Annotated in this window: 14 protein-coding genes; 13 read left to right on the forward strand and 1 reads right to left on the reverse strand. The window is 38.4% G+C overall.

Annotated elements, in window-relative coordinates; translation table 11 throughout:
• The first annotated feature begins 1 nt into the window (after position 1).
• The 13 genes from BUB77_RS16575 (at position 2) to BUB77_RS16635 (ending at position 19,242) form a co-directional block, all read left to right on the forward strand.
• Positions 2–3,145 carry a DEAD/DEAH box helicase gene (locus BUB77_RS16575; protein WP_073277947.1) on the forward strand — a complete coding sequence of 1,048 codons (3,144 nt, stop codon included), beginning with the start codon at positions 2–4 and terminating at the stop codon, positions 3,143–3,145.
• Positions 3,132–4,724, forward strand: coding sequence for a hypothetical protein (locus tag BUB77_RS16580; protein WP_073277949.1), 1,593 nt, complete (start codon positions 3,132–3,134; stop codon positions 4,722–4,724). The genes BUB77_RS16575 and BUB77_RS16580 overlap by 14 nt, the downstream gene beginning before the upstream one ends.
• Before the next feature lie 12 nt (positions 4,725–4,736).
• Positions 4,737–7,190, forward strand: coding sequence for a hypothetical protein (locus BUB77_RS16585; protein ID WP_073277951.1), 2,454 nt, complete (start codon positions 4,737–4,739; stop codon positions 7,188–7,190).
• A gap of 3 nt (positions 7,191–7,193) precedes the next feature.
• On the forward strand, positions 7,194–9,353 hold the full coding sequence (locus tag BUB77_RS16590) for a hypothetical protein (protein WP_073277953.1): 2,160 nt from the start codon (positions 7,194–7,196) through the stop codon (positions 9,351–9,353).
• Positions 9,354–9,477: 124 nt separating this feature from the next.
• A complete protein-coding gene (locus tag BUB77_RS16595; protein ID WP_073277955.1) occupies positions 9,478–9,720 on the forward strand; it encodes a hypothetical protein in 243 nt (80 codons plus the stop codon).
• 172 nt (positions 9,721–9,892) lie between these two features.
• A complete protein-coding gene (locus BUB77_RS16600; protein ID WP_073277957.1) occupies positions 9,893–10,192 on the forward strand; it encodes a DUF6462 family protein in 300 nt (99 codons plus the stop codon).
• Positions 10,193–10,259: 67 nt separating this feature from the next.
• A complete protein-coding gene (locus BUB77_RS16605) occupies positions 10,260–10,448 on the forward strand; it encodes a hypothetical protein (RefSeq protein WP_073277959.1) in 189 nt (62 codons plus the stop codon).
• Positions 10,449–10,485: 37 nt separating this feature from the next.
• Complete coding sequence (locus tag BUB77_RS16610; RefSeq protein ID WP_073277961.1) at positions 10,486–11,727, forward strand: tyrosine-type recombinase/integrase; 1,242 nt, start codon at positions 10,486–10,488, stop codon at positions 11,725–11,727.
• A gap of 591 nt (positions 11,728–12,318) precedes the next feature.
• Complete coding sequence (locus BUB77_RS16615) at positions 12,319–13,305, forward strand: MerR family transcriptional regulator (RefSeq protein WP_073277963.1); 987 nt, start codon at positions 12,319–12,321, stop codon at positions 13,303–13,305.
• A gap of 229 nt (positions 13,306–13,534) precedes the next feature.
• Complete coding sequence (locus tag BUB77_RS16620; RefSeq protein ID WP_073277965.1) at positions 13,535–15,967, forward strand: glycoside hydrolase family 95 protein; 2,433 nt, start codon at positions 13,535–13,537, stop codon at positions 15,965–15,967.
• 65 nt (positions 15,968–16,032) lie between these two features.
• Positions 16,033–17,352 carry an ABC transporter substrate-binding protein gene (locus tag BUB77_RS16625; RefSeq protein WP_073277967.1) on the forward strand — a complete coding sequence of 440 codons (1,320 nt, stop codon included), beginning with the start codon at positions 16,033–16,035 and terminating at the stop codon, positions 17,350–17,352.
• A gap of 91 nt (positions 17,353–17,443) precedes the next feature.
• Positions 17,444–18,358, forward strand: coding sequence for a carbohydrate ABC transporter permease (locus tag BUB77_RS16630; protein ID WP_073277969.1), 915 nt, complete (start codon positions 17,444–17,446; stop codon positions 18,356–18,358).
• Positions 18,359–18,384: 26 nt separating this feature from the next.
• Entirely contained in the window at positions 18,385–19,242 is an 858-nt protein-coding gene (locus BUB77_RS16635; protein ID WP_073277971.1) for a carbohydrate ABC transporter permease, read from the forward strand.
• Between the two features lie 24 nt (positions 19,243–19,266).
• On the opposite strand, the gene BUB77_RS16640 is transcribed toward BUB77_RS16635, so the two are convergent.
• Entirely contained in the window at positions 19,267–20,559 is a 1,293-nt protein-coding gene (locus BUB77_RS16640) for an ABC transporter substrate-binding protein (protein ID WP_073277973.1), read from the reverse strand.
• Between the last annotated feature and the right edge of the window lie 18 nt (positions 20,560–20,577).

Below are 20,577 nucleotides of genomic sequence, written 5' to 3' on the forward strand. Positions count from 1 at the left end.
CATGCAGGCACAAGACATAATATGGGGCGGTAATAATAAGTGTGAAATAAAAATTTTGAGAGATATCGGCACTTCTGCAGGAGATGTCATTGAAATTACATATAATTATATGAGTGATTCATATGAAGCAAAAAAAGATGGAAATTCATCAGCGATTATTGTTTCGGAAGCAAGCAGAAGAACGCTTGATAATATATATCTTGATGGAAGTTCCTCAGCTACTATTGTAAGAGTTATTGATTGTGATGATTTAAAACTCATCGTTGAAATAAAAGTATTTCAAGATATCATCAATTTTAATGCAATGCAGGGAATAGAGATTGAAGTAGGAGAAGAAGTAATTGCTAAAATGAGAGTTAAGGATAAGGAAAATCCTATTGGATATCTTTCTGATGCTTTCAAGTATAACGACATGCTCTTTGTAAAGGGTTATGGACGTAAAGGTGCGAATTTTACTTTGCTATCAAAGGACAGAGTTCTTAATGTAACCCGGGTTGATAATGTGTATGTTGCAAGCAATCTTGTTAGGTATGATAGAAACAAGGCGGACTTTGAAAATTTATATATTTTAAAGGGACATATCTCATTTGTAAATGCAACTCAGGGTGCTTCAATATCAAGAGAAGTAACTGAACGTATGACGAAAATTGTGAGTGGTGGTGCCTATTTTGATATTTGGGATGCATATAATGATCTGGAACGCTTATTTGTACTTAAGCAAGCAACTGAAAATGGAGTTATGGAGTATACCAGCTATGAGTGTACTTTGACGGACTGTTTTGAGTATAGATTTCATTTAAAGAGTTCATTTGAAGAACCATTTCCTGATGAAGCACAAATAGACAGTACAGACAATGATGATATAAAAAAATTGGATCAGTTTGAAAATGCGGATCAGATAAAGAAACTGAATTCAATTCATGTTGGAACATTTGTTGAAATTGAAAACGATAATACATGTGTAATATATGATCGTACAAGCAGTGAGAGAAAGAAGATACCTAATCAAGGATACCTATATTATTCGGTAGTCGGAGATTCCGTAAGACTTATGAGACGTGAAAATGCAAGAAATTCAATCCTTGCAAGAGAATGTCCAATAAAAGATTTGGCTTTGATTGTTGATAAGGGTGTTAGTGTAGAAAAAACTAATATTCATGAACAACCTATAACTAATATGCTGACGAGAAAATTTCCAGATAAGGTGTTTAATGAGAAACAAAGGGACGCAATTGAAGCAGCAATTAATACTCCAGATATAGCCTTGATTCTAGGACCTCCAGGAACAGGTAAAACAACCGTAATTAAAGCAATAATTGCAAGATTTGAAGAATATTTTAAAAAGCATAATGATAATCAGATTCCACGAATCCTTGTATCAAGTTTTCAACATGAAGCGGTAGAAAATGTAATTGTAGGAGTAGATGGCAACGGTATTCCTTCTGAAAGAAAAGGTGGAAAACGTGACGAGGAAAACAAACAAACCCTTAATATAAGGGAATGGAGAAATAATGTCACAATAAAACTCGGAGAAAAGATAGACGAATTAACTGAGGGAATTGATTATTCGAAAGAGACTTTAAGAGATAAAGTATATGCGTGGGAGAAAAAGGGCAAAGAACCGGCTGCAGGTATAGAATTATTAAAAGATGAATTGCAAGATAATCGCCTCAAACTATCGTCAGAACTAATAGCAGATATAACGGAACTCTTGAGCAGAACTTCATATACTTCAGCGTCACAAAAAGTTTCGCAGGAATGGGAAGAAGAGAAAGATGAGGAAAACAGCGCAATTCTCAATGCACAAAGGTTGACAACAAGCAGTTATGCTGACGATGGAAAGCGACAGATAATTAATCTGAAGGTGGCAATCTTTAATGGAAATATACATTGTTCTGATGGAACTGAATTTATTGATGCAGTGTTAAATTCAAAAGGTAAGGATGAAGAGGTTTTTAATAAATATGTAAAGATTGTTGAAAAACTAAAGCAGCAATATGTAAAACAAAAAACTGTTGCTACATCAATAGACAGTCTTACTTCTATTGAACAGTGTTTAAAGAGAATGGACGAGGAACTTAATCAGGAAAGATTGCAAAGGCTTGAAAACAGGGATGAGGCAACGGCGTACATCTTGCAAAATTATCTAGAATTAATTCAGGACGAACATGAAATTCAATCTATTATAGATAAATATTCCAATATTACTGCCGCAACCTGTCAGCAAGCAATGGAAGTAGGAAGATTTGCATCCTCACATCTTTATGATTTGGTTATAGTGGATGAGGCAGCACGTGCTAATCCCTTGGATTTATTGATTCCAATGTCAATGGCAAAGAAGATTATTTTGGTTGGTGACTTCTTACAGCTTCCACATATGTTAGATCCAGAGGTAACGAAGCAGTTTGAAAATGACGAAAAGCTCGAAAGTTTAAATGTCTTAAAAAAGAGCTTGTTCCAAAGAATGTATGAGTCCTTTGATAATAAGCCGGCTAAGGTTACAAGAACCGTTCAACTTACAAAGCAGTTTCGTATGAATTCATTAATCGGTGATTTTGTAAATAGGGAGATTTATCAAAAGGAAAACTACCTGCTTGATTCGTCTGATGTAGATGATACTAAGAAACAAGCCAATTTGGGAATGTTTCATGACAAACCACTTGTATGGATAGATGCAGATAAGAATCATTTTGGACTAGAAGAGGGACGACGTAGTAAGTATAGACCACAGGAAGCAAAGCTTTTAGTAGACGAAGTTAAGAGCGTATTGAAGATAGATATGAATAAAACGGTAGGAGTAATCTCGTTTTATAAGAAACAAACAGAGTATTTGGTTAAACTAATAAAGCAAGAACTTACAGAAACACAACAGCTGCAAGTAGAGGTAGGAACTGTTGATGCTTTCCAAGGAAAAGAATTTGATGTTGTTTTTTTATCCTGTACGAGAGCAAATACTATCGATATTGAAAATCAGCGTCAAAGAACAGGTCATTTACAGGATCGAAGCAGACTATGTGTTTCTCTTACTCGTGCAAGACAATTATTGGTTGCTGTGGGGGACAGAGATACAGTGGAATGCGTACCAATAATAGGAAGCTTAATTCAAGAATGTGAGAAGGGAGGTGGATACTATGAGCAAGCTTAATGATAGAAAGGTCCTTTCTTTCAGAAGATTTGAAAGAGCTGATGCAGATACAGAAGTTACATATGACATTGCTTGGCCAGTAGAGGTAATAGAGTGCTATGCAAACAAAGTTACAGATGGAGAACTTGATGCACTGGCTGAAACAGTATTAGAGCTACTTAATGTTCCAGAAATGTCACAAAAGAAGATTGCTAGTCTTCTTTTGGTAAGTGAAGAGGTTGTAAAAAAGATTGTCTCAAATCTTGAAAGTAAAGATTATTATGCGGATAAGAAAGTTACAGAAGTAGGCAAAAATTATTTACACAACAAAGAAGTTGGTGAATTTACCAATGAAAAAGAATTTGGCAATATGTTTATTAGCATGATGGATGGAGAGGTTTTTCCATTTTTCTATCCAGGTAGATTACCATGGACTGTATGGGATGAAGAGGCACACGCATTATCGTTTGATAGTGAAAGAAATTTTACTGGAAAAAGTACAAAGCAGGATTTAGATCTGATTGATAAGGTCAATCGAGCTTATCATAAGTTTGGAAAAATAAATAGAATGTCACAGGATAAAAGGCGTGATAACGATAAGCGAGAAATTGAGTATTACGAAGAAGAACTTGTAGAGAGGAATTTTAGTGAACCTGAAACATTGGCTGAAGTTGAGAAAATAAAAGCCATTGGGAATGCCAGAGTTAAGATTCTTGATACAGAACGTAGACGCGTTTATATTAAGACTCGATTTACAGTAAAAAAGGCAGATCCAGAAAAGTTTATTGTAGAATCACCATTCCCTGTGAATTATACTCCATGGTATTCTGAAAGTTTTAAGAGGATGAGAGAAAATAATGAATTGATATATGATCCTGAACTCGAGGAACATGGGCTTGATTATTTTTGCGATGGTATAACTACAAAGTTTTATGCTGATTATCCTGAAATGCAGAGTAGTAATTTTGAGCAATATATTAGGGTTAATTTCCCTAATATGAGAGATACTTCGGCTGCACAGGCATTATTGGAGAAGTATCGAGAAGTATTTAATCTTAATATCCTTTGCGATGAGAAACATCAAGTCAAACGTCATACTGTGATTACAGAAAGTACAAAAGCAATTGAACTGATTTTAAATAATTATATTGCAAATACAGACAAGCAGAACATTGTGAAACAATATGAAACAGCAATTCGACGTCAAGAAGATATAGAGTCAATGCTTGACAATTTTGGAATAACGAATTGTATTGCAAAAAACAAAGAACTGAACGCTATCGGGGTGAAGACCGGAACAATTATACAGAACATATCAATTTTTAATTCGTTCAGGAAGTATTCGGGCAAGACAGTACTAGAGAAGTATTACTATCTAATAGCGGAGTCATACTTTAATGAAAAATCAAGGTTCAGAAAACTTTTACTAACAGAGGGAATAGATGTTATAAAGACTTTAGACTTTATCAATGATAAACGAAACAAGTATGGAGCACATAATGATGGAACAAAGCCTATGGAAATTCCAAGTCAGGATTTTATGACATTTCAGGAGTATTTCAAGAAGGCAACAGTTCTGCTAATTAACTATATGGACTAGGGAGGTTAACCAATGGCTAAAAAAGGTAACAGCAGAGGAAAAGGAAATACATCTCCAACTCAAGCAAAATCAACATCTGTATCCATAAGCGCAGATGATGTAGCATTATTAGAGAAAGCGAAATCTATTGCTAAGGATGGAGAGATTGATAGAAATGAATTAAAAAGTATGTTGGAAGACGAGCTGGTCAAGGAAATTGAAGAGAAAAGACAACAGCAAGAGACTGAATTAGAATCTCAAAAAGCCAGCTTTGAAGAACAATATAAGAAAGAACTAGATAAAAAACACAGCGGTTTAAAAAAGGAAACAGTTGATCTTGAAAAAACAAAAAATGCGCTTGAAAGTAGTATTAATAGACTTCAGTCAGAACTTGACAATGCTTCTAAGAAAATTGAGGAAGGCGAGGCTGAGAAGAAATGTATAATAGAGAAGGCTAAGGAAGAAGCACAAAAAATCGTTGATAAGGCAAAAGAGGATGCTGAGGATGCTAGTAAAGAAGTTTTAGATGATATAGTACAGAAAAAATTGGAATTGGAAGATGAAAAGGATGGTATTGAGACCCAGCAGTTAGAGCTTGAAGCACGTGAGGTACAATTGGCATCAAAAGAAAAGAGAATCGAAAAACAAGCAGCAATTTATGATGCAGCTAATCCAGATGTCGTAGAATCTCTGAACAGGCAGCTTAATGTTACAAGAGAACAGTTAGATGCTGTAAGAGATGAGTATGAGAAAGTTCAAATTGAATTGAATAAGATTAAACTCAAACAGATTAAATCAGAAGGAATTTCTCCTGAAGAATTACAAGAAGAGAATGATCGACTGTTAGAAAAAATAGAGGACCTTGAAAATAAGTGTAAGCGTTATTCGGATTACGAACTACTTGAAATGAAAAGAGCTCTTGATGCGGAGAAGGATTATCTTACAAGAATTCAGAATCAGGATGCTGAAATAGCAGAGAGTAAAGCAGAACTTGTAAGATTAAAGAATGGTCAGATGGAATATGAGCAACTTAGATCTCAATTAGATTTACTTCGTACTTTAAATGACCATTTAAGAGGAGAGCTTGATAACACAAAGAAGATGTTAGAAAGCAGTGTAGGTGAGATTTGTCCAGCACTCACGGCAATTGATATTCAGCAGACTGAAATGAGCGGAGAAGAATATAATCGTTCTGTGGAGAGAGAAGATCTTAAGGTGGATCTGAGATCTATGAATCTTCCTAAACTTATAACACATGTAAAAACATATGCAGCAGGCAGAGCAAAACCGCTATATTATTCAGATAAAGATCTTAGAGCATACATTGCAGGAATGGCATCGTCACATTTGTCAATTTTACAAGGAATGTCAGGAACAGGTAAGACAAGTCTTCCTAAGATATTCGCAGAGGCGATATTAGGTGAGATAAATGTTGTTGCTGTAGAATCTTCATGGAGAGATAGAAATGAACTTCTTGGTTACTATAATGATTTTAGCAAGAAATTTACTGCTAAGGAGTTTACTTGCGATTTATATAGAGCCGGTTGTGATAGATATAAGGACACCATCTATATAATCGTATTAGATGAAATGAATCTGTCTCGAGTTGAATATTACTTTGCAGATTTCTTATCTGTGTTGGAGGATAAAACATCTAATTGGAAGATTAAATTAGTAGATACGGATTTAAGACAACTTCCTACAGAAATTACTAAAGAGGTGAAAGATGCTTTAGCTAACGAAAAATCTAAAGAATTAGTAGAACTGAAGAGTGTAGTAGATGAATTGTATTCGGATATGAAATTAAATGAAGATGAAGAAACTAAGGTATCATCGAATGATAAACTTCGATTAATTGCTTATTTATCCGGAAAAAAATTCAAGAATGCAGCGAATACAAGATACTTAGTTGGTGGACCACAAAACCTTATTGATGGTAACACTGTCAAAATTCCAGCGAATTTATGGTTTGTAGGTACAGCAAATAGAGATGAATCGACTTTTGAGATTACTGATAAGGTATATGATAGAGCTCAGGTTCTTGAGTTTAACAAACGTGCAAAAGGAAATCAAGTTGAGGAGATAGAGAAAATTTATCTGCCATATGAAACATTAAATCGTATGTTTAAAAAGGCAGAGGCTGATTTTACATTTGATGCTGAAACGTATGCTTTATTGAATGAAATAGAGCAGATTTTACAAGCAAACTTTAAGGTATCTTATGGAAATCGTATTTTGGACCAGATGAATACTTTTGTTCCGGTATATGTAGCAGCAGGACAGGGATCAGGATTAACCGATGATCAGCTTATCAGAGAAGCAATAGATTATCAGCTTACATATAAGGTATTAAGGAAACTTGAGTATATAGAGATGAATAGAGATGCAAATAAAGATGCAGGTGATAAACTTCGTAAGAAGTTTGAACAAAATGAAATGAAACTCGCAAAAGAATTTATGGATTGGAAGCTCCGTGGGGAGGAATAATTAATGGTTGTTATATATGTAAATAACAAAAACCAGAAGCAGATAATTTCTGGTGAGACTACAACATATGTACTTCCTTTCTCAGGTAGAATTTTGCTTTCTGAATTAAAGAACCCATTTGCTTATGTTAATGGAGATGCCATAAAGGTAGAGAATGGAAGAATAGAACTCGCTATTAATGATAAATCTTTAGAAATTGAAGCTGAAGACCAACACATTAATATTTGTGTTTTGTGTACACCATGGACGCCTACATTACTTCTTGACTATAATTCGTTTGGAAGGGCTTTTGAAAACAATCTAATTGATGGCGTTATCGATGAGGAAATTCTTTTTGGCGCGATAGAAGATGAGGATGACGAAGACTTACATATTCCATTATGTACGTTTAGTCGTTCATATGAAAATATTACTAGCCGAGAATTTGATATTGATAAAGCGTTGGATTATACACAAAGAATACCATATGTTTTTTATAAGCCTAAGCAGCACTTAAAACAAGTTAACGAGTTGCGACCTGCCGCAGTGGCATCGAGAACAGGACAAGAATCCATAAGGTATCTTGCATCGCATAGTGAGCACTGGAAAGGAATAAAAGCTAACGGATTGATACCGGAACGTTTGTTGGCTAGGGTACTAGAAGACGACTATGCTATCTATGAAAATAAGGCGGCAAAGACATTAGTAGATAATTTACTGAGAATGGTTTCAAAGTTAAGATTGGAAACAATGGACTGTGAACTCCAAATTAATATGGATGACTCTCATTCTGTTAGTTCTGAGCAGAAAAGTTATTTTAGGGCAAAGGATGCATTACTTAAAGGATTAGATGATGATGACATTTATATAACACAGGAAATACTTGCAGAGCAGACAACAAAACTTAGCGATATTATAGATCTTCTCAGTGACAGCAAGGCTACCCAACTTTATCGTGGTTTACGTAGAATATCACCAGTAAGAGGAAAATTGAAGCAGACAAACATATTTATGAAAGATAAACATTATAAATATGTTTATAAGCTATGGAATTTGTTAGAAGGAGCAAATGAGGTTGGGATTGGTGAAATTGCAAAACCTTTAGAGCATGAGTATGATATCTTCTGTCGAAGTTTACTACTTTTTGCATTAAGATACTTTAATTTTAAAGCAAATAACGAAACGAATGATGTCTTAAAAGAAGGAAAGTTGCTGGAAAGTGATTATAGATTTGAAAATTGGCAAGCACATATCTATGAAGCTGATGAGTCAGATTGTGAGAATGGATTTGTTTTAGAGCTTTCAAAGTATAATGAGATCACAGTTGACTTAAGTCAATATGAGATTTCAGAGAACTTGTTAAATGGTATAATAAAAGGAGTCGCATTTAAAAATGGAATATTCTCGGCATCATATGCATTAACAGATAAAGAACAAGAGTTGCTTGTTAATGCTGCAAAAGTGGGTTGGGCAAAGAATCGGCAGAAAAATAATGCCAGTGAAATGAAACAAAAGTTATACTCTAGTTTTTATAATTTTGCTAATACATCTCATAAGATTCTGTTTGTACCATGGAAGTATTGTATGCCAGATAATGTAGAGAAAATAAAGGAGACCTTAGAAAAAGTAAAGAATTCATTTGACTCAGATGGATATGATGAATGTTATGTATTGACCATATCTAGACCAAATGAAATAAACGGTGTTGATGATGCTCAAGTAATGCAGAGAATGCTATTTTATGGAGATTCAAATGAAGATAAAGGAATGAAAAAGGGTAAGATTGGAATTGTTCCGATAAGTCTTAGTGATATTAATTCATATCGCCGTTATACAAAGATTTTTCTTAGACATATGGTTACTATAGATGATGAAAAGAAGATTTGTCCGATCTGTGGTCAAAAGCTCTATCAAAATAGTAATTCATTCGAATGCAGAAATCAGAGCTGTAGCTTTGAATTGATTGAGACGAAGTGCCCTAAATGCAAAGAGAAATATATTTTTTCAAGGTATCCCTTATCAAAATTAGCACAGACAAAAAGAGTGGAACATATAGGATTTAATATGCTTTATGAAGAAAATAGACTTGCTTTTAAGAACATAACAGATGCTGTTATTGATAAGGAGAATGACAAATTGGTTCCAATATGCCCGCATTGTGGACATAATACTCAAAAGGAATAACTTAATCACTGAATTGTGTAAAAAACCATGCGAAGTTACATTTCAACTTCGCATGGTTTTTTTAATTAATGAGAAAAGAATTTTTTGTATTATGGTTATACAAAGAACAGGAGGTAACAACGATATGGATATGGTAACTGTTAAACGTAATGGCGTGTATATAAGTTTTCCGGAATTGAAAAACAAAGAGGGTGTGATTAGAGAAGATATAATAAGAGAATCACGGATAAATGATAAATCAAAGCCAGTGGTTAAAGATATTTCAATCAAAAAGGCAATCAATTTGATTGTTAAGCCAATTTCACCCAAAAGCATAAATACTGGATATGTTAGCAGGACAACACTGATATTTTTGAAGCATACCTAGAGCAGTTTCGTATTCCGGGAGAGTATGAGGGAATGGCAAGAAAATTCATCCCTGATATGGGTAAGTTGTATTGTTAATCAAAGAATTAGTTGAACATAAACTGGTATAGGCGTACAATTAGTATGACCATATCGCATATGGACTTATCCTTTTGAAGAAAGGAGAGTACGGAATGCAAAACAAAGAGAAAAACAATACAACGGATGCTAGAAGAATTGATTTATTCATTTCCGAGGTAAGAAAGAGATTTATTACCTATAAGGAGGCAGCAGAGCTTTATAGTATAGGGCTCACATTGATTCAAGAGCATACAAAGATCTGTGGAGCAACTTATAAGTTAGGTAATAAGGTGTTAGTGAACACAGACATTTTTGAGGCATACTTGGAACAGTTTCGGATTCCCGGAGAATATGAGAGTATGGTAAAGAAAATAGTTCCTAGTCTTGTAGGTTTGTATTGTGAAAAATCTTAAAGTTATTGTTGAACATTAACTAATCGTGCGATATAATAATAGTATGATGAAACCGAGGTAGTAGTAGATGGCTCATGCAGGTGGAAGACCACAAAGTGACAATCCCAAACAGAGTGTGCTTGGTGTTCGTGTAACAGCCGAAGAGCATGAAAAAATCAAGAAATATGCTGCCCAACATCAACAGACCATATCACAGGTAGTACTTGAGGGTGTAGAACTTCTATTTAATAATGAAAAAACTCAAAAGGAAACCTAGTAGAATTTTCTTTCCTTTCCCTAGAAAGGAGAGAGCAATGGCGAAAGCTAAAGTTAAACAAAGAAAAGACTCAAAGGGCAGAGTGCTCCAGAAGGGAGAAAGCCAACGCAAATCAGATGGGATGTATATCTATACTTATGTTGATCCTTATGAAAAACGGTGCTACTGTTATTCAACAGATTTGTTCAAGTTAAGAGAGAAAGAACAAGACTTAATGAGAGCACAGATGGATGGATTGGATTATTATGTAGGTGGTAGAGCAACCATCAACATGACATTTGATCGTTATATGAGTACGAAATACAATCTCAGGCAAACGACAAGATCTAATTATATCTACATGTATAACCGATTTGTCAGAGATGAATTTGGAGAAAAGTTGCTGACGGAAGTAAAGTACACAGATGTGAAGTTGTTTTATTATCATTTATTAAATGATAAAGATATTGCAATCAACACTCTGGATAACATCCATACAGTGATTCATCCAATATTCGATATGGCAGTAAGAGATGACATTATCCGAAAGAATCCTTCGGATGGAGTAATGGCAGAGCTTAAGAAGAATAGTGGAAAGAATAAGGGAATTAGACATGCTCTAACCTTAGTGCAGCAGAAAGCATTTATTGATGCAATCAGATATTTCCCTGAATATGTTCACTGGTATCCAATCTTTGTTACACTTCTTGGTACTGGGATGCGAATTGGAGAATGTATAGGTCTTAGGTGGAAAGATGTAGATTTTAAGCATCGTTGTATTAGCGTTAACCATGCTGTTACTTATTACACAAGAGAAGGCAAGGCAGGTTTTGGTGTATCGAAACCAAAGACAGAAGCTGGTGTTAGAAGTATTCCTTTAATGGATACCGTATATAATACTTTGCAGAATGAATACGAGAGACAAAAGAGAGATGGGTTCTGTATAGCTGAAGTAGATGGAATGAATGGTTTTATCTTTTCTAACAAGAATGGAAATCTCCATAATCCACACTGCTTGAATCTGGCAATCACTCGTGTTTCAGAAACCTATAATGCCAAAGAAATTATTGATGCAAAGAAAGAACAGCGTGAGCCGGTATTGATTCCTCATTTCTCGGTTCATCAGTTAAGACATACATTTTGCTCGAGACTGTGTGAGAATGAAACAAACATTAAAGTCATTCAGGAAATCATGGGTCATGCCAATGTTGAGACAACACTCGACATCTACACAGAAGTAAACTTTAATAAGAAACAAGATTCATTGGAAGAATTGTCACATAAGATTGACTTCTTCTAATAGGAAAAAACAACTGCAAAAGGGAAAGAAAGTCCTTTGTTGTACTTCCGAAACTACTACAACAAAATGCCTCCAGGTGCAACGCAAGGTGCAACATAAAGCTATTATAGGGTATATAGTTGTGGTGAATTGTATATAGTAAGCGAGATCAAGAAATCATTGATATATAAGGGAATGGTGTGATATATAAAGGTACTAGCAAAAGTTCCCGACGATGAAGAGCATTGAGAGATAATAGGGCTTAAATAAAGGATTTGTGGGCATGATGAGGTTTACATTTCATTTATGTCTAGTTTACACCCAAATAGCGAGACAAACAAAAAATTGATTTTAAGATCAGTAGTTTATACTACTGGTCTTTTTATTTTGGCATAAAGATGCAATAATAGTAGAGGTTGATAAACCTCGCTTGTCTTAAGGGTCGTTTTTTTGCTATTAACTTGCTAAAATAAAGCAAATTTTACAAGCAGATTATATCAAAATATCTGCTGGAGAAAAATTTTTATAATCTGGAAGAATAAAGCTTGACTTGAACACGATGTCGTACTTTAGGATTATGTTAGAAAGGTTGAAAGGAGTCTGGCAAAGCATATGGAATATATGACAGTTTCTGAGGTTTCGAGAGTGTTTGAAGTCTCAACGCGAATGCTAAGATATTATGAAAAGAAGGGACTGATTCAAAGCTCTAAGAAAGAGGATTATGCGTATCGTATTTATGATGAGAACGCTGTACGACGTCTGCAGCTTATTATTGTAATGCGTAAATTGAGAGTTCCGCTTAAGCAGATTTTATTGATGATGGAACAGGAGAAAAGTGCAGCTGCATTAGAGATTCTAAAAGAGAACCTGAATGAACTGGAAGAAGAAGCTGCAGCATTAGAAGTCATTCGGAATATTCTAAAATCCTTTATCGAAGGTTTAAGTGACAGTATTCATTTAAAGAATTGTCTGGATGTTCTTGATAATCAGGAACTGCTTACCCTGTCCAGGACACTCTGCCTTTCTAAACATAAACTGAAGGAGGAACCAACAATGAAAGAATTGAATGAAGCGAGTGAGGTATTAGAGAACAAGATGGATGCAAGAATCGTATTGCTGCCACCCTATACAGTTGCGGCTTATCATTTTATAGGAGAAAGCCCGGAGGAGACTGCAGGTGATGTAATGGATCAGTTTGTTCAGGAAAGCAAGTTATATGAGAGAAAGCCAGATGCCAGAATGTTTGGGTTTAATCATCCGAATCCATCTGATAGCCGTGAACACTATGGATATGAGATCTGGATTACAATTCCGGATGATATGGAGATACCGGATAAGCTTATAAAGAAAAGCTTTGCTGGTGGCTTATATGCTGCACATACAATAGATTTCCCTAACTTCCACGAATGGAAAACTCTTGCCAAGTGGGTGGAGGAGAATGAAAAGTATGATGCTAATTACAGTGAACTTGGTGAAGAGATAATGGGTGGATATTTGGAAGAACATTTGAACTGGGTTTATTCCAGCCATTTAAGATGGCCGGAGAACGGAATTGATGGAAAATTAGATCTGTTATTACCGATAAAGCTTAAAGAATAAATGTTTCAATGGATACAATTAGAGCATTAGAAAACATAATTATTTTTAGAAAAGAGCCCTGTTTCGTACTACTTTTCTTGAAAAAAGAAAGGTTGATGTAAAATCAACCTTTCTTTTTTTATTTCTGATTAATAAGATGGTTATAGATTTTAGCTTCTGTTAACAGCTGGAAAATAGGATAATATTCAACTATTAACGGAGTATCTTAAAAGTAAGGAGTGAATGGGCTATGAATAAAACAATCCGTCCGGAACATGTAATGCACTATAAAACTCATGCCAACAGCTTTTTTGAGGCACTGCCGGTTGGTAACGGCCGTTTGGGGGGAATGGTCTTCGGCCACCCTCAGAAAGATACGATTATATTGAATGATAGTACTATGTGGTCCGGAAGTCCCCAGGACAGCGACAGACCGGATGCCCACAGGTATCTCCCGGAAATCAGAAGGTTATTGTTAGAAGGGAGGAATTATGAAGCCCAGGAATTGTTTTCACGGCATTTTACCTGTCAGGGCGATGGAACGATGTTTGCGAATGGGGCGAATGGAGCTTTTGGCTGCTATCAGGTTCTGGGGAGCCTGCGCTTTTTCTTCTTCCAGGCAATCAGCTTCTCCCATCAGTCGGGGGATGATATCAAGGACTATACACGGGAACTTAATCTGGAGGAGGCAAGGGCCAGAGTCCATTTCCGCAATTATACCGGTGACTACACCAGGGAATACCTCTGCTCCTGCCCGGACCAGGTCTTGGCGGCGCATTTTACGGCGAAAAAGCCGGGGAGCATTCATTTTGCCCTCACCCTTGACAGGGAAGAGAACTTTGAGACCAGTATATTACCGGATATGACGCTGCAAATGACCGGGCAGCTCCATGACGGCAAGGAGGGGCATGGCGTAAAATATGCCTGTCATGTAAGAATCTCGGCTGTCGGTGGTAAAGTATTTGCAAACAGCGGCCGCTTATGTGTGACAGGAGCGGATGAAGCTACGGTCTATGTTACCGCGGCAACCAATATGCAAGGTTTTCTTGGACGTAACATAAGGGATGAGATTGCAGCTTCTCTTTCTGAGATGGAAGGAGCGGAGAAAAAAGGCTGGTCCGCAATCGAAAGAGACCATTTACAGAACTTTCAGAACTTATACAAGAGAAATGAAATTGCTTTTGCAAAACCCTTTGACTATACGGACATGGACCTAAAGCAAAGGGTTCTGGGCTATTCACCGGAGAAAGAAGATTACGGACTGATTGAGCTCTATTATCATTATGCACGTTATCTGCTGATCAGCTCCTCCAGAGAGGATGGGCTCCCTTGTAATCTGCAGGGAATCTGGGCACAGGAGATACAGACGCCCTGGAATGGGGACTGGCATCTGAATGCCCAGCAGGAACTGTACTGGCTGGCAGAGACAGGCAATCTGTCCGAATGTCATGTACCTTATCTGAAGCTTACGAAGGAGTTGGTAGAACCGGGCAGAAGGACGGCAAAGGCTTATTATAATATGCGTGGCTGGCTGGCGCATACCTGCACGAATCCCTGGGGCTTTACCTCTCCCTGTGAGGATGCCTCCTGGGGGTCAACAACAGGAAGCGCTGCCTGGCAGTGCCATCATCTGTGGAATCATTACCTTTATACCTGTGATAAGCAATACCTGGAGTGGGCTTATCCAATTATGAAGGAAGCGGCACTGTTTTACCTGGACATGCTGGTAGAGGAGCCGGAGCACCATTACCTTGTGACAAGTCCGTCAAGTTCTCCCGAGAACTGGTTTTATGATGAAGAAGGAAGAATGACGGCACTCTGCATGGGCCCGGCATATGACACAGAGCTTGTGAAGAGCCTGTTCGAATATTGCATCCAGGCAGGGAAGGTTCTTGGACAGGATAAAGAGTTTATAACCTTGCTCCGGGATAAAGTAAGACAAATGGCCCCCATACAAATCACTTCGGATGGACGGATTATGGAGTGGCTGAAGGAATACAGGGAAGCTTTGGTCCATCACCGCCATCTTTCCCATTTGTGGGGGCTTTATCCCGGCTTCCTGATTTCCAGAGAGCAGACGCCGGAATTGGCACAGGCAGCAGAAAAATCACTGGAAAGCCGGGGGATTACGACAGCCGGCTGGGCGAATGCTTACCGGTTTGCAGCCTGGGCCAAATTGCGTAACCCTGATAAGGCTTATGAAGCCCTGACAATGGCATTTCGTGCGGCTACCAGCCAGAACCTGCTGAATCTGGCCTTTCACTGTGATGAAAATGCAGAGGAGCCGGAGCTTCCGGACATAGCTGATAATTTCTATCCTTTTCAGATGGATGGAAATGAAGGGCATTCGGCGGGAATTGCTTTAATGCTTGCGGACGACCAGGCAGAGCTTCTTGAGGATGGAAGCATGCGGATTGCAATTTATCTGAAACCCGCATTGCCCAAGCAGCTTTCGGAAGGGTATGTAAAAGGGCTTAAGCTTAAAGGCGGCTTTGAACTGTCCTATTCCTGGAAGAAAGACGGAACCGTGGAAGGCACCCTTAAGAACCTATGCGGCAATTCGGCTGCAGTGTTCCTGGGGGGAGAGGTGATAGCAGAAAGCAGCCGGACAGGAGAAGTCAGGATAACTTGTCCGGTCCAGCCGTTGGACACTACAGGGCACAACAGGGATGATAAAATATAAACCTATGCATGCCGCAGAAGCGATGATAAAATTTAGTCATTAAATTAATTCAAGGAGGTCAATAAATGAAAAAATTTATTTTAGCTTTTATGACGCTGGCACTTGTAGTAAGCTTCACAGCCTGCGGCAGCAAATCAGCGGGTTCTTCTTCCGGCGATGCTGCAAAGGGGGACTCATCCTCAAATACCGGAACACCGGAAGGTACGGCCAAGGACAATGCTGCAAAAGGGGATGCGGCAGCTTCCGAGGATGTGGTTACAGTTAACTTCTATGAACATACGGATAATGAAAAGGTTATGACCGCACTTGTGAATGCATACAATGCCCAGAGCTCCAAAATCAAGGTCAATCTGACCTTAATTGCCAATGACGATTACGATGATAAGATTAAGGTCATGCTTTCCGGCGGTGCCGACCTTGACGGTTTCTGGCTCCGTGGCGGCAGTACGGCAAGACAGCTTGCCGAGCAGGGTGCGTTACTTGCTCTGGATGACCTGAATGCAGCAAACAGCGTAGATGTAAGCAAATACGGCTCCATGATTGATGCTTTTGCTTATGACGGCAAGAATTATGGCCTGTTGACCACCAAATCCTGCTGGCTGCTCTGGTATAACAAGGACCTGTTTGATGCGGCAGGAGTTGATTATCCAATCAACCTTACCTGGGATCAGTACACGGATCTGGCAAAATCCTTAACAACTGACGGCAAGATGGGCTCCGTATGCCCTGACTGGATGATGAACCAGGGCTCCGTAGCGGCAGGTGAATATTTAACAGATGAGAACCTTACCTTAACAAAGCAATATGCACAGTATCTTGAGAAATGGTATGTAACGGATAAGAGCCATCCAAGTATTGAGGATATGTCAGGTTCCTTTGATATCAATGCTTCCTTTGCGGAAGGAAATACCTATATGATGATTAACGGCGACTGGGAATTCTTACTTTTACCGGATGTTGCCAAAGATTTCACCTGGTGTGCGGCACCCCTTCCAAGATTTGAGCAGACTCCGGAAGGCTCAACCGTCGGCAGCTCCTCCAGCTTCAGTATTGCGGCAAAGAGCAAGCATCCTGCGGAAGTATATGATTTCATTAAGTTCTGCTGCTATAGCGATGAAGGCGCAAAGATTTATGCGCAGTACTCCTGTGTACCGGCATATCCTTCTGATTCTGCCTTAGAGGTTTATAAGAAGAACGTAACTGCCGAGGGTACAGATTATGTATTTTCCTCCAAAGTAGCATCCGAGCAGGGTATCGATTCTAATTATAATGAGATTAATGATGCTTTTAAAGAGGAATTAAAGAATGCTCTGATAGGGAACAACACCTTGGATAAAGCCTTTGATACCTTCAAACAAAGACGTGATGAAATTGCCAAAAAATAAGGAATAGCATAGAAGAGGGGCTGTTGCATGTCACCGCTGTATTGTTCTGCAACAGCCCTTGTCTTTTTATAGTAGACAGGAGGATGCATGAATGGCAGAGCGAGAGCTTAAGAAAAGAAAAAGCACCAAGCTGAACAGAAAGGAATGGGTTGCAGGTTATTTGTTTTTGCTGCCCAATCTGATAGGCTTTTTAATTTTTACAGCCATTCCGGTTGTAATGGGCCTGGTAATCAGTCTGACCGATTACAGCGGCTTTGGAAAATTGAATTTTATCGGAATCCAAAATTATATAAAAATGTTCCATGACAGCAATTTTACGATTGCATTGAAAAATAACTTCTTTTATACCATAACCACAGTACCGTTAACCATACTTTTTTCCCTGTTGCTTGCTTTAATGCTCAACAGAAAATTATATGGAGGAGGCTTCTTTAAGACAATCTATTTTTTTCCGAACCTGACCTCCATGGTTGCGGTAGGCTGTGTGTGGCTGCAGCTTTTTCAGGTGAAGAACGGACCGGTGAACCAGCTGCTTATGTCCTTTGGAGTAGAAAACCCGCCGAAATGGTTCTGGGGAACTTCGACTGCGATGATTTCTATCGTAATCGTAGTTGTCTGGAAGCAGGCAGGCTATTATATGATTATGTTCCTGGGAGGTTTAAAAAGCATCCCTTCCCATTTGTATGAGTCAGCCAAGATTGACGGGGCCACTGCTTTTAAGACCTTCCGCTATATCACCTGGCCGATGCTTTCACCGACCACTTTCATGGTTACTATTTTAACCTTTATCGCATCCTTTCAGGTATTCGATATTATCAATGTTACGACCGAAGGCGGCCCCGGCAGGGAGACCAGCGTTCTGGTCATGAGAGTATATCAGGAAGCCTTCCGTTACGGTAAAATGGGATATGCCTCTTCCATCGGTTATTTCCTGTTCCTAATCGTATTCCTATTGACGATTATTCAGTGGAGAGCCCAGAAAAAATGGGTGAATGACGATATCTAAACGAAGAAAGACAGGTGAGACGATTCATGAGTGTTAAATCAATTAATAGAAATAAAAACAGAAAAAAAGTAAAGCCGGGTACCATTGCAATTTATATTCTTTGCATAGTGGTCGGGATATCTATGGTAATCCCGTTTTTCTGGATGGTAAGCGCCTCCTTTAAGGAGAAGGCTGAGATATTTACGACTCCGATCCAGTGGATACCGAAGGTTTTCCGTTCCGTGAATTATGATACCGTATTACATAAGATCCCATTCCCGATTTACTTTTTCAATACGGCTAAAATCAGCATTATTATTACTAGCCTGCAGCTTATTACCTGTTCCATGGCAGGATATGCTTTTTCTAAACTGGAGTTCCCGGGAAGGGATAAGATTTTTCTTGGTTACCTTGGAACAATGATGGTTCCGTGGCATGCTATCATGATACCGCAATTCATTGTTATCCAGAAAATGGGATTATACAATACCCATTGGTCACTGATTTTAACCGGAGCCTTCAGTGCCTTCGGAGTATTCATCATGCGTCAGAATATGTTAAGCATTCCCAACAGCCTGAATGAGGCAGCGAAGATCGATGGCTGCGGACCCTTTCGGATATATACAAAGATTATCCTTCCCTTAAGTAAAACTGGTCTGGCCACTTTGACCGCACTTACTTTTACATCCGTCTGGAATGATTACATGGGTCCTATGATTTATCTTGATACAGATACGATGAAGACCATCCAGCTGGGATTGGCTACCTTCAAACGTGAATTCGATACAAATTATGGTGCAATTATGGCAGGTACGGTTATCTCCCTGATTCCGGTGGTTATCGTTTATGCCCTTGCCCAGAAATACATTGTGGAAGGCGTTGCCTATACCGGTATGAAGGGTTAGCCTGCTTCCCTTACTATCGATAGGTTAATTTTCATAGATTTGGTTCCGCTTTTCTTTTAATTGAGCCATGGCCTGGTCTATGGTTATTTTACCAAGGAGATAATCCTTGGCAATTGGTTTAAAGGCAGCATATAGTTCCTGGTAATTAGGGACAGCCAATTCCTCCTGTACTTTTTTGGCTTCATAGAAGTAGGAAGCGGATTTTTTCCCGACCTTATTCAGATAGAGCTGTTTGATTTCATCATTGCAATAGGCATGGATGATACCGTTTTCCGCATAGATGCGGGCGCCCTCTTCTCCGCAGAGGAATTGCAGGAATTGAAAACTTTCTTTCGGATACTGTGTATTTTTTGCTATACTGGCAAACTGATATTGCCCCCAGGTAACAGGATCCGGTTTCTGGTCATTGAAGACCGGCATAGGCGCAATATCCCAGTCGACACAGTCGGTATGCTCCTTTTCATATTCAAACAGCATATTAATAATCCATTCTCCCTGAGGCATCATTGCAATCTTATTGTTCTCAAAGAGTGAAAGATAATCGACGATGTCGTTGGTAATAGCCATCTGCTTATAGCTGATATGAGATTTATCCACATTGTAGAAATTATTCAGCATTTCCAAAGATTTCTTTGTGTAGGTCAGGTCATCATCAATTAAGTAAGAGGACCTCTGAATCGCACCAAAGTTTAAGAACCAAGCAGGCCAGAAACCGCCGTATACTTTATTCTTATCCGTTCCGTGGGTCATGGTGAGGGCAAGATTTCGGTATTCATCCCAGGTCATCTGCCCGGGATATGGAACATCATACTGTTCAAAGAGATCCTTGTTGTATAACAGGAACCAGCAGGTGCTTCTGGTAGGAAGGCCATAATATTCCCCGCCAATGGAGACATTGTTGTACATATTTCCATATGCGGTAACATCCAGCTTATTGTTTTTGATGTCAGAGGTAATATCAAGAAGCTTCTCCTTCATCTGAACCAGAAGAGAGATACCTCTGACGCCAAGCAAATCAATCTTCGTATCCCCATCCAGAAGTAACTTGATGACATCGTCATAAAAATCACTGTCCAGAGGGTGGAGATTGATGGTAACATTCTTGTGATAGGCTGTATAAGCATTGGCAACCGGCCTGATATAAGAGGTCTCATCATCCCAGATATAAAAGTCAAGGACAACTTCTTCCTGGGAAGAGCTGGTGTCTATGGAGGAGACGGTATCAGATTCGTTTAATACCTGGTTTACTTTTATCAGAACCAGGATTGATATACCTGCAATTATTACAAATGGTAATATCCGCCGAATTTTATGCATTTTTAATTCCTCCTGACC

It is taken from the genome of Anaerocolumna jejuensis DSM 15929 (assembly GCF_900142215.1).
GTDB lineage: Bacteria > Bacillota > Clostridia > Lachnospirales > Lachnospiraceae > Anaerocolumna > Anaerocolumna jejuensis.

Excerpts from the sequence above, each read along its gene's own strand:
- BUB77_RS16630 (WP_073277969.1), top strand. The coding sequence starts at position 17,444 with ATGGCAGAGCGAGAGCTTAAGAAAAGAAAAAGCACCAAGCTGAACAGA.
- BUB77_RS16600 (WP_073277957.1), top strand. The coding sequence starts at position 9,893 with ATGCAAAACAAAGAGAAAAACAATACAACGGATGCTAGAAGAATTGAT.
- BUB77_RS16595 (WP_073277955.1), top strand. The coding sequence starts at position 9,478 with ATGGATATGGTAACTGTTAAACGTAATGGCGTGTATATAAGTTTTCCG.
- BUB77_RS16625 (WP_073277967.1), top strand. The coding sequence starts at position 16,033 with ATGAAAAAATTTATTTTAGCTTTTATGACGCTGGCACTTGTAGTAAGC.
- BUB77_RS16585 (WP_073277951.1), top strand. The coding sequence starts at position 4,737 with ATGGCTAAAAAAGGTAACAGCAGAGGAAAAGGAAATACATCTCCAACT.
- BUB77_RS16575 (WP_073277947.1), top strand. The coding sequence starts at position 2 with ATGCAGGCACAAGACATAATATGGGGCGGTAATAATAAGTGTGAAATA.
- BUB77_RS16640 (WP_073277973.1), bottom strand. The coding sequence starts at position 20,559 with ATGCATAAAATTCGGCGGATATTACCATTTGTAATAATTGCAGGTATA.
- BUB77_RS16615 (WP_073277963.1), top strand. The coding sequence starts at position 12,319 with ATGGAATATATGACAGTTTCTGAGGTTTCGAGAGTGTTTGAAGTCTCA.
- BUB77_RS16610 (WP_073277961.1), top strand. The coding sequence starts at position 10,486 with ATGGCGAAAGCTAAAGTTAAACAAAGAAAAGACTCAAAGGGCAGAGTG.
- BUB77_RS16590 (WP_073277953.1), top strand. The coding sequence starts at position 7,194 with ATGGTTGTTATATATGTAAATAACAAAAACCAGAAGCAGATAATTTCT.
- BUB77_RS16580 (WP_073277949.1), top strand. The coding sequence starts at position 3,132 with ATGAGCAAGCTTAATGATAGAAAGGTCCTTTCTTTCAGAAGATTTGAA.
- BUB77_RS16620 (WP_073277965.1), top strand. The coding sequence starts at position 13,535 with ATGAATAAAACAATCCGTCCGGAACATGTAATGCACTATAAAACTCAT.
- BUB77_RS16605 (WP_073277959.1), top strand. The coding sequence starts at position 10,260 with ATGGCTCATGCAGGTGGAAGACCACAAAGTGACAATCCCAAACAGAGT.
- BUB77_RS16635 (WP_073277971.1), top strand. The coding sequence starts at position 18,385 with ATGAGTGTTAAATCAATTAATAGAAATAAAAACAGAAAAAAAGTAAAG.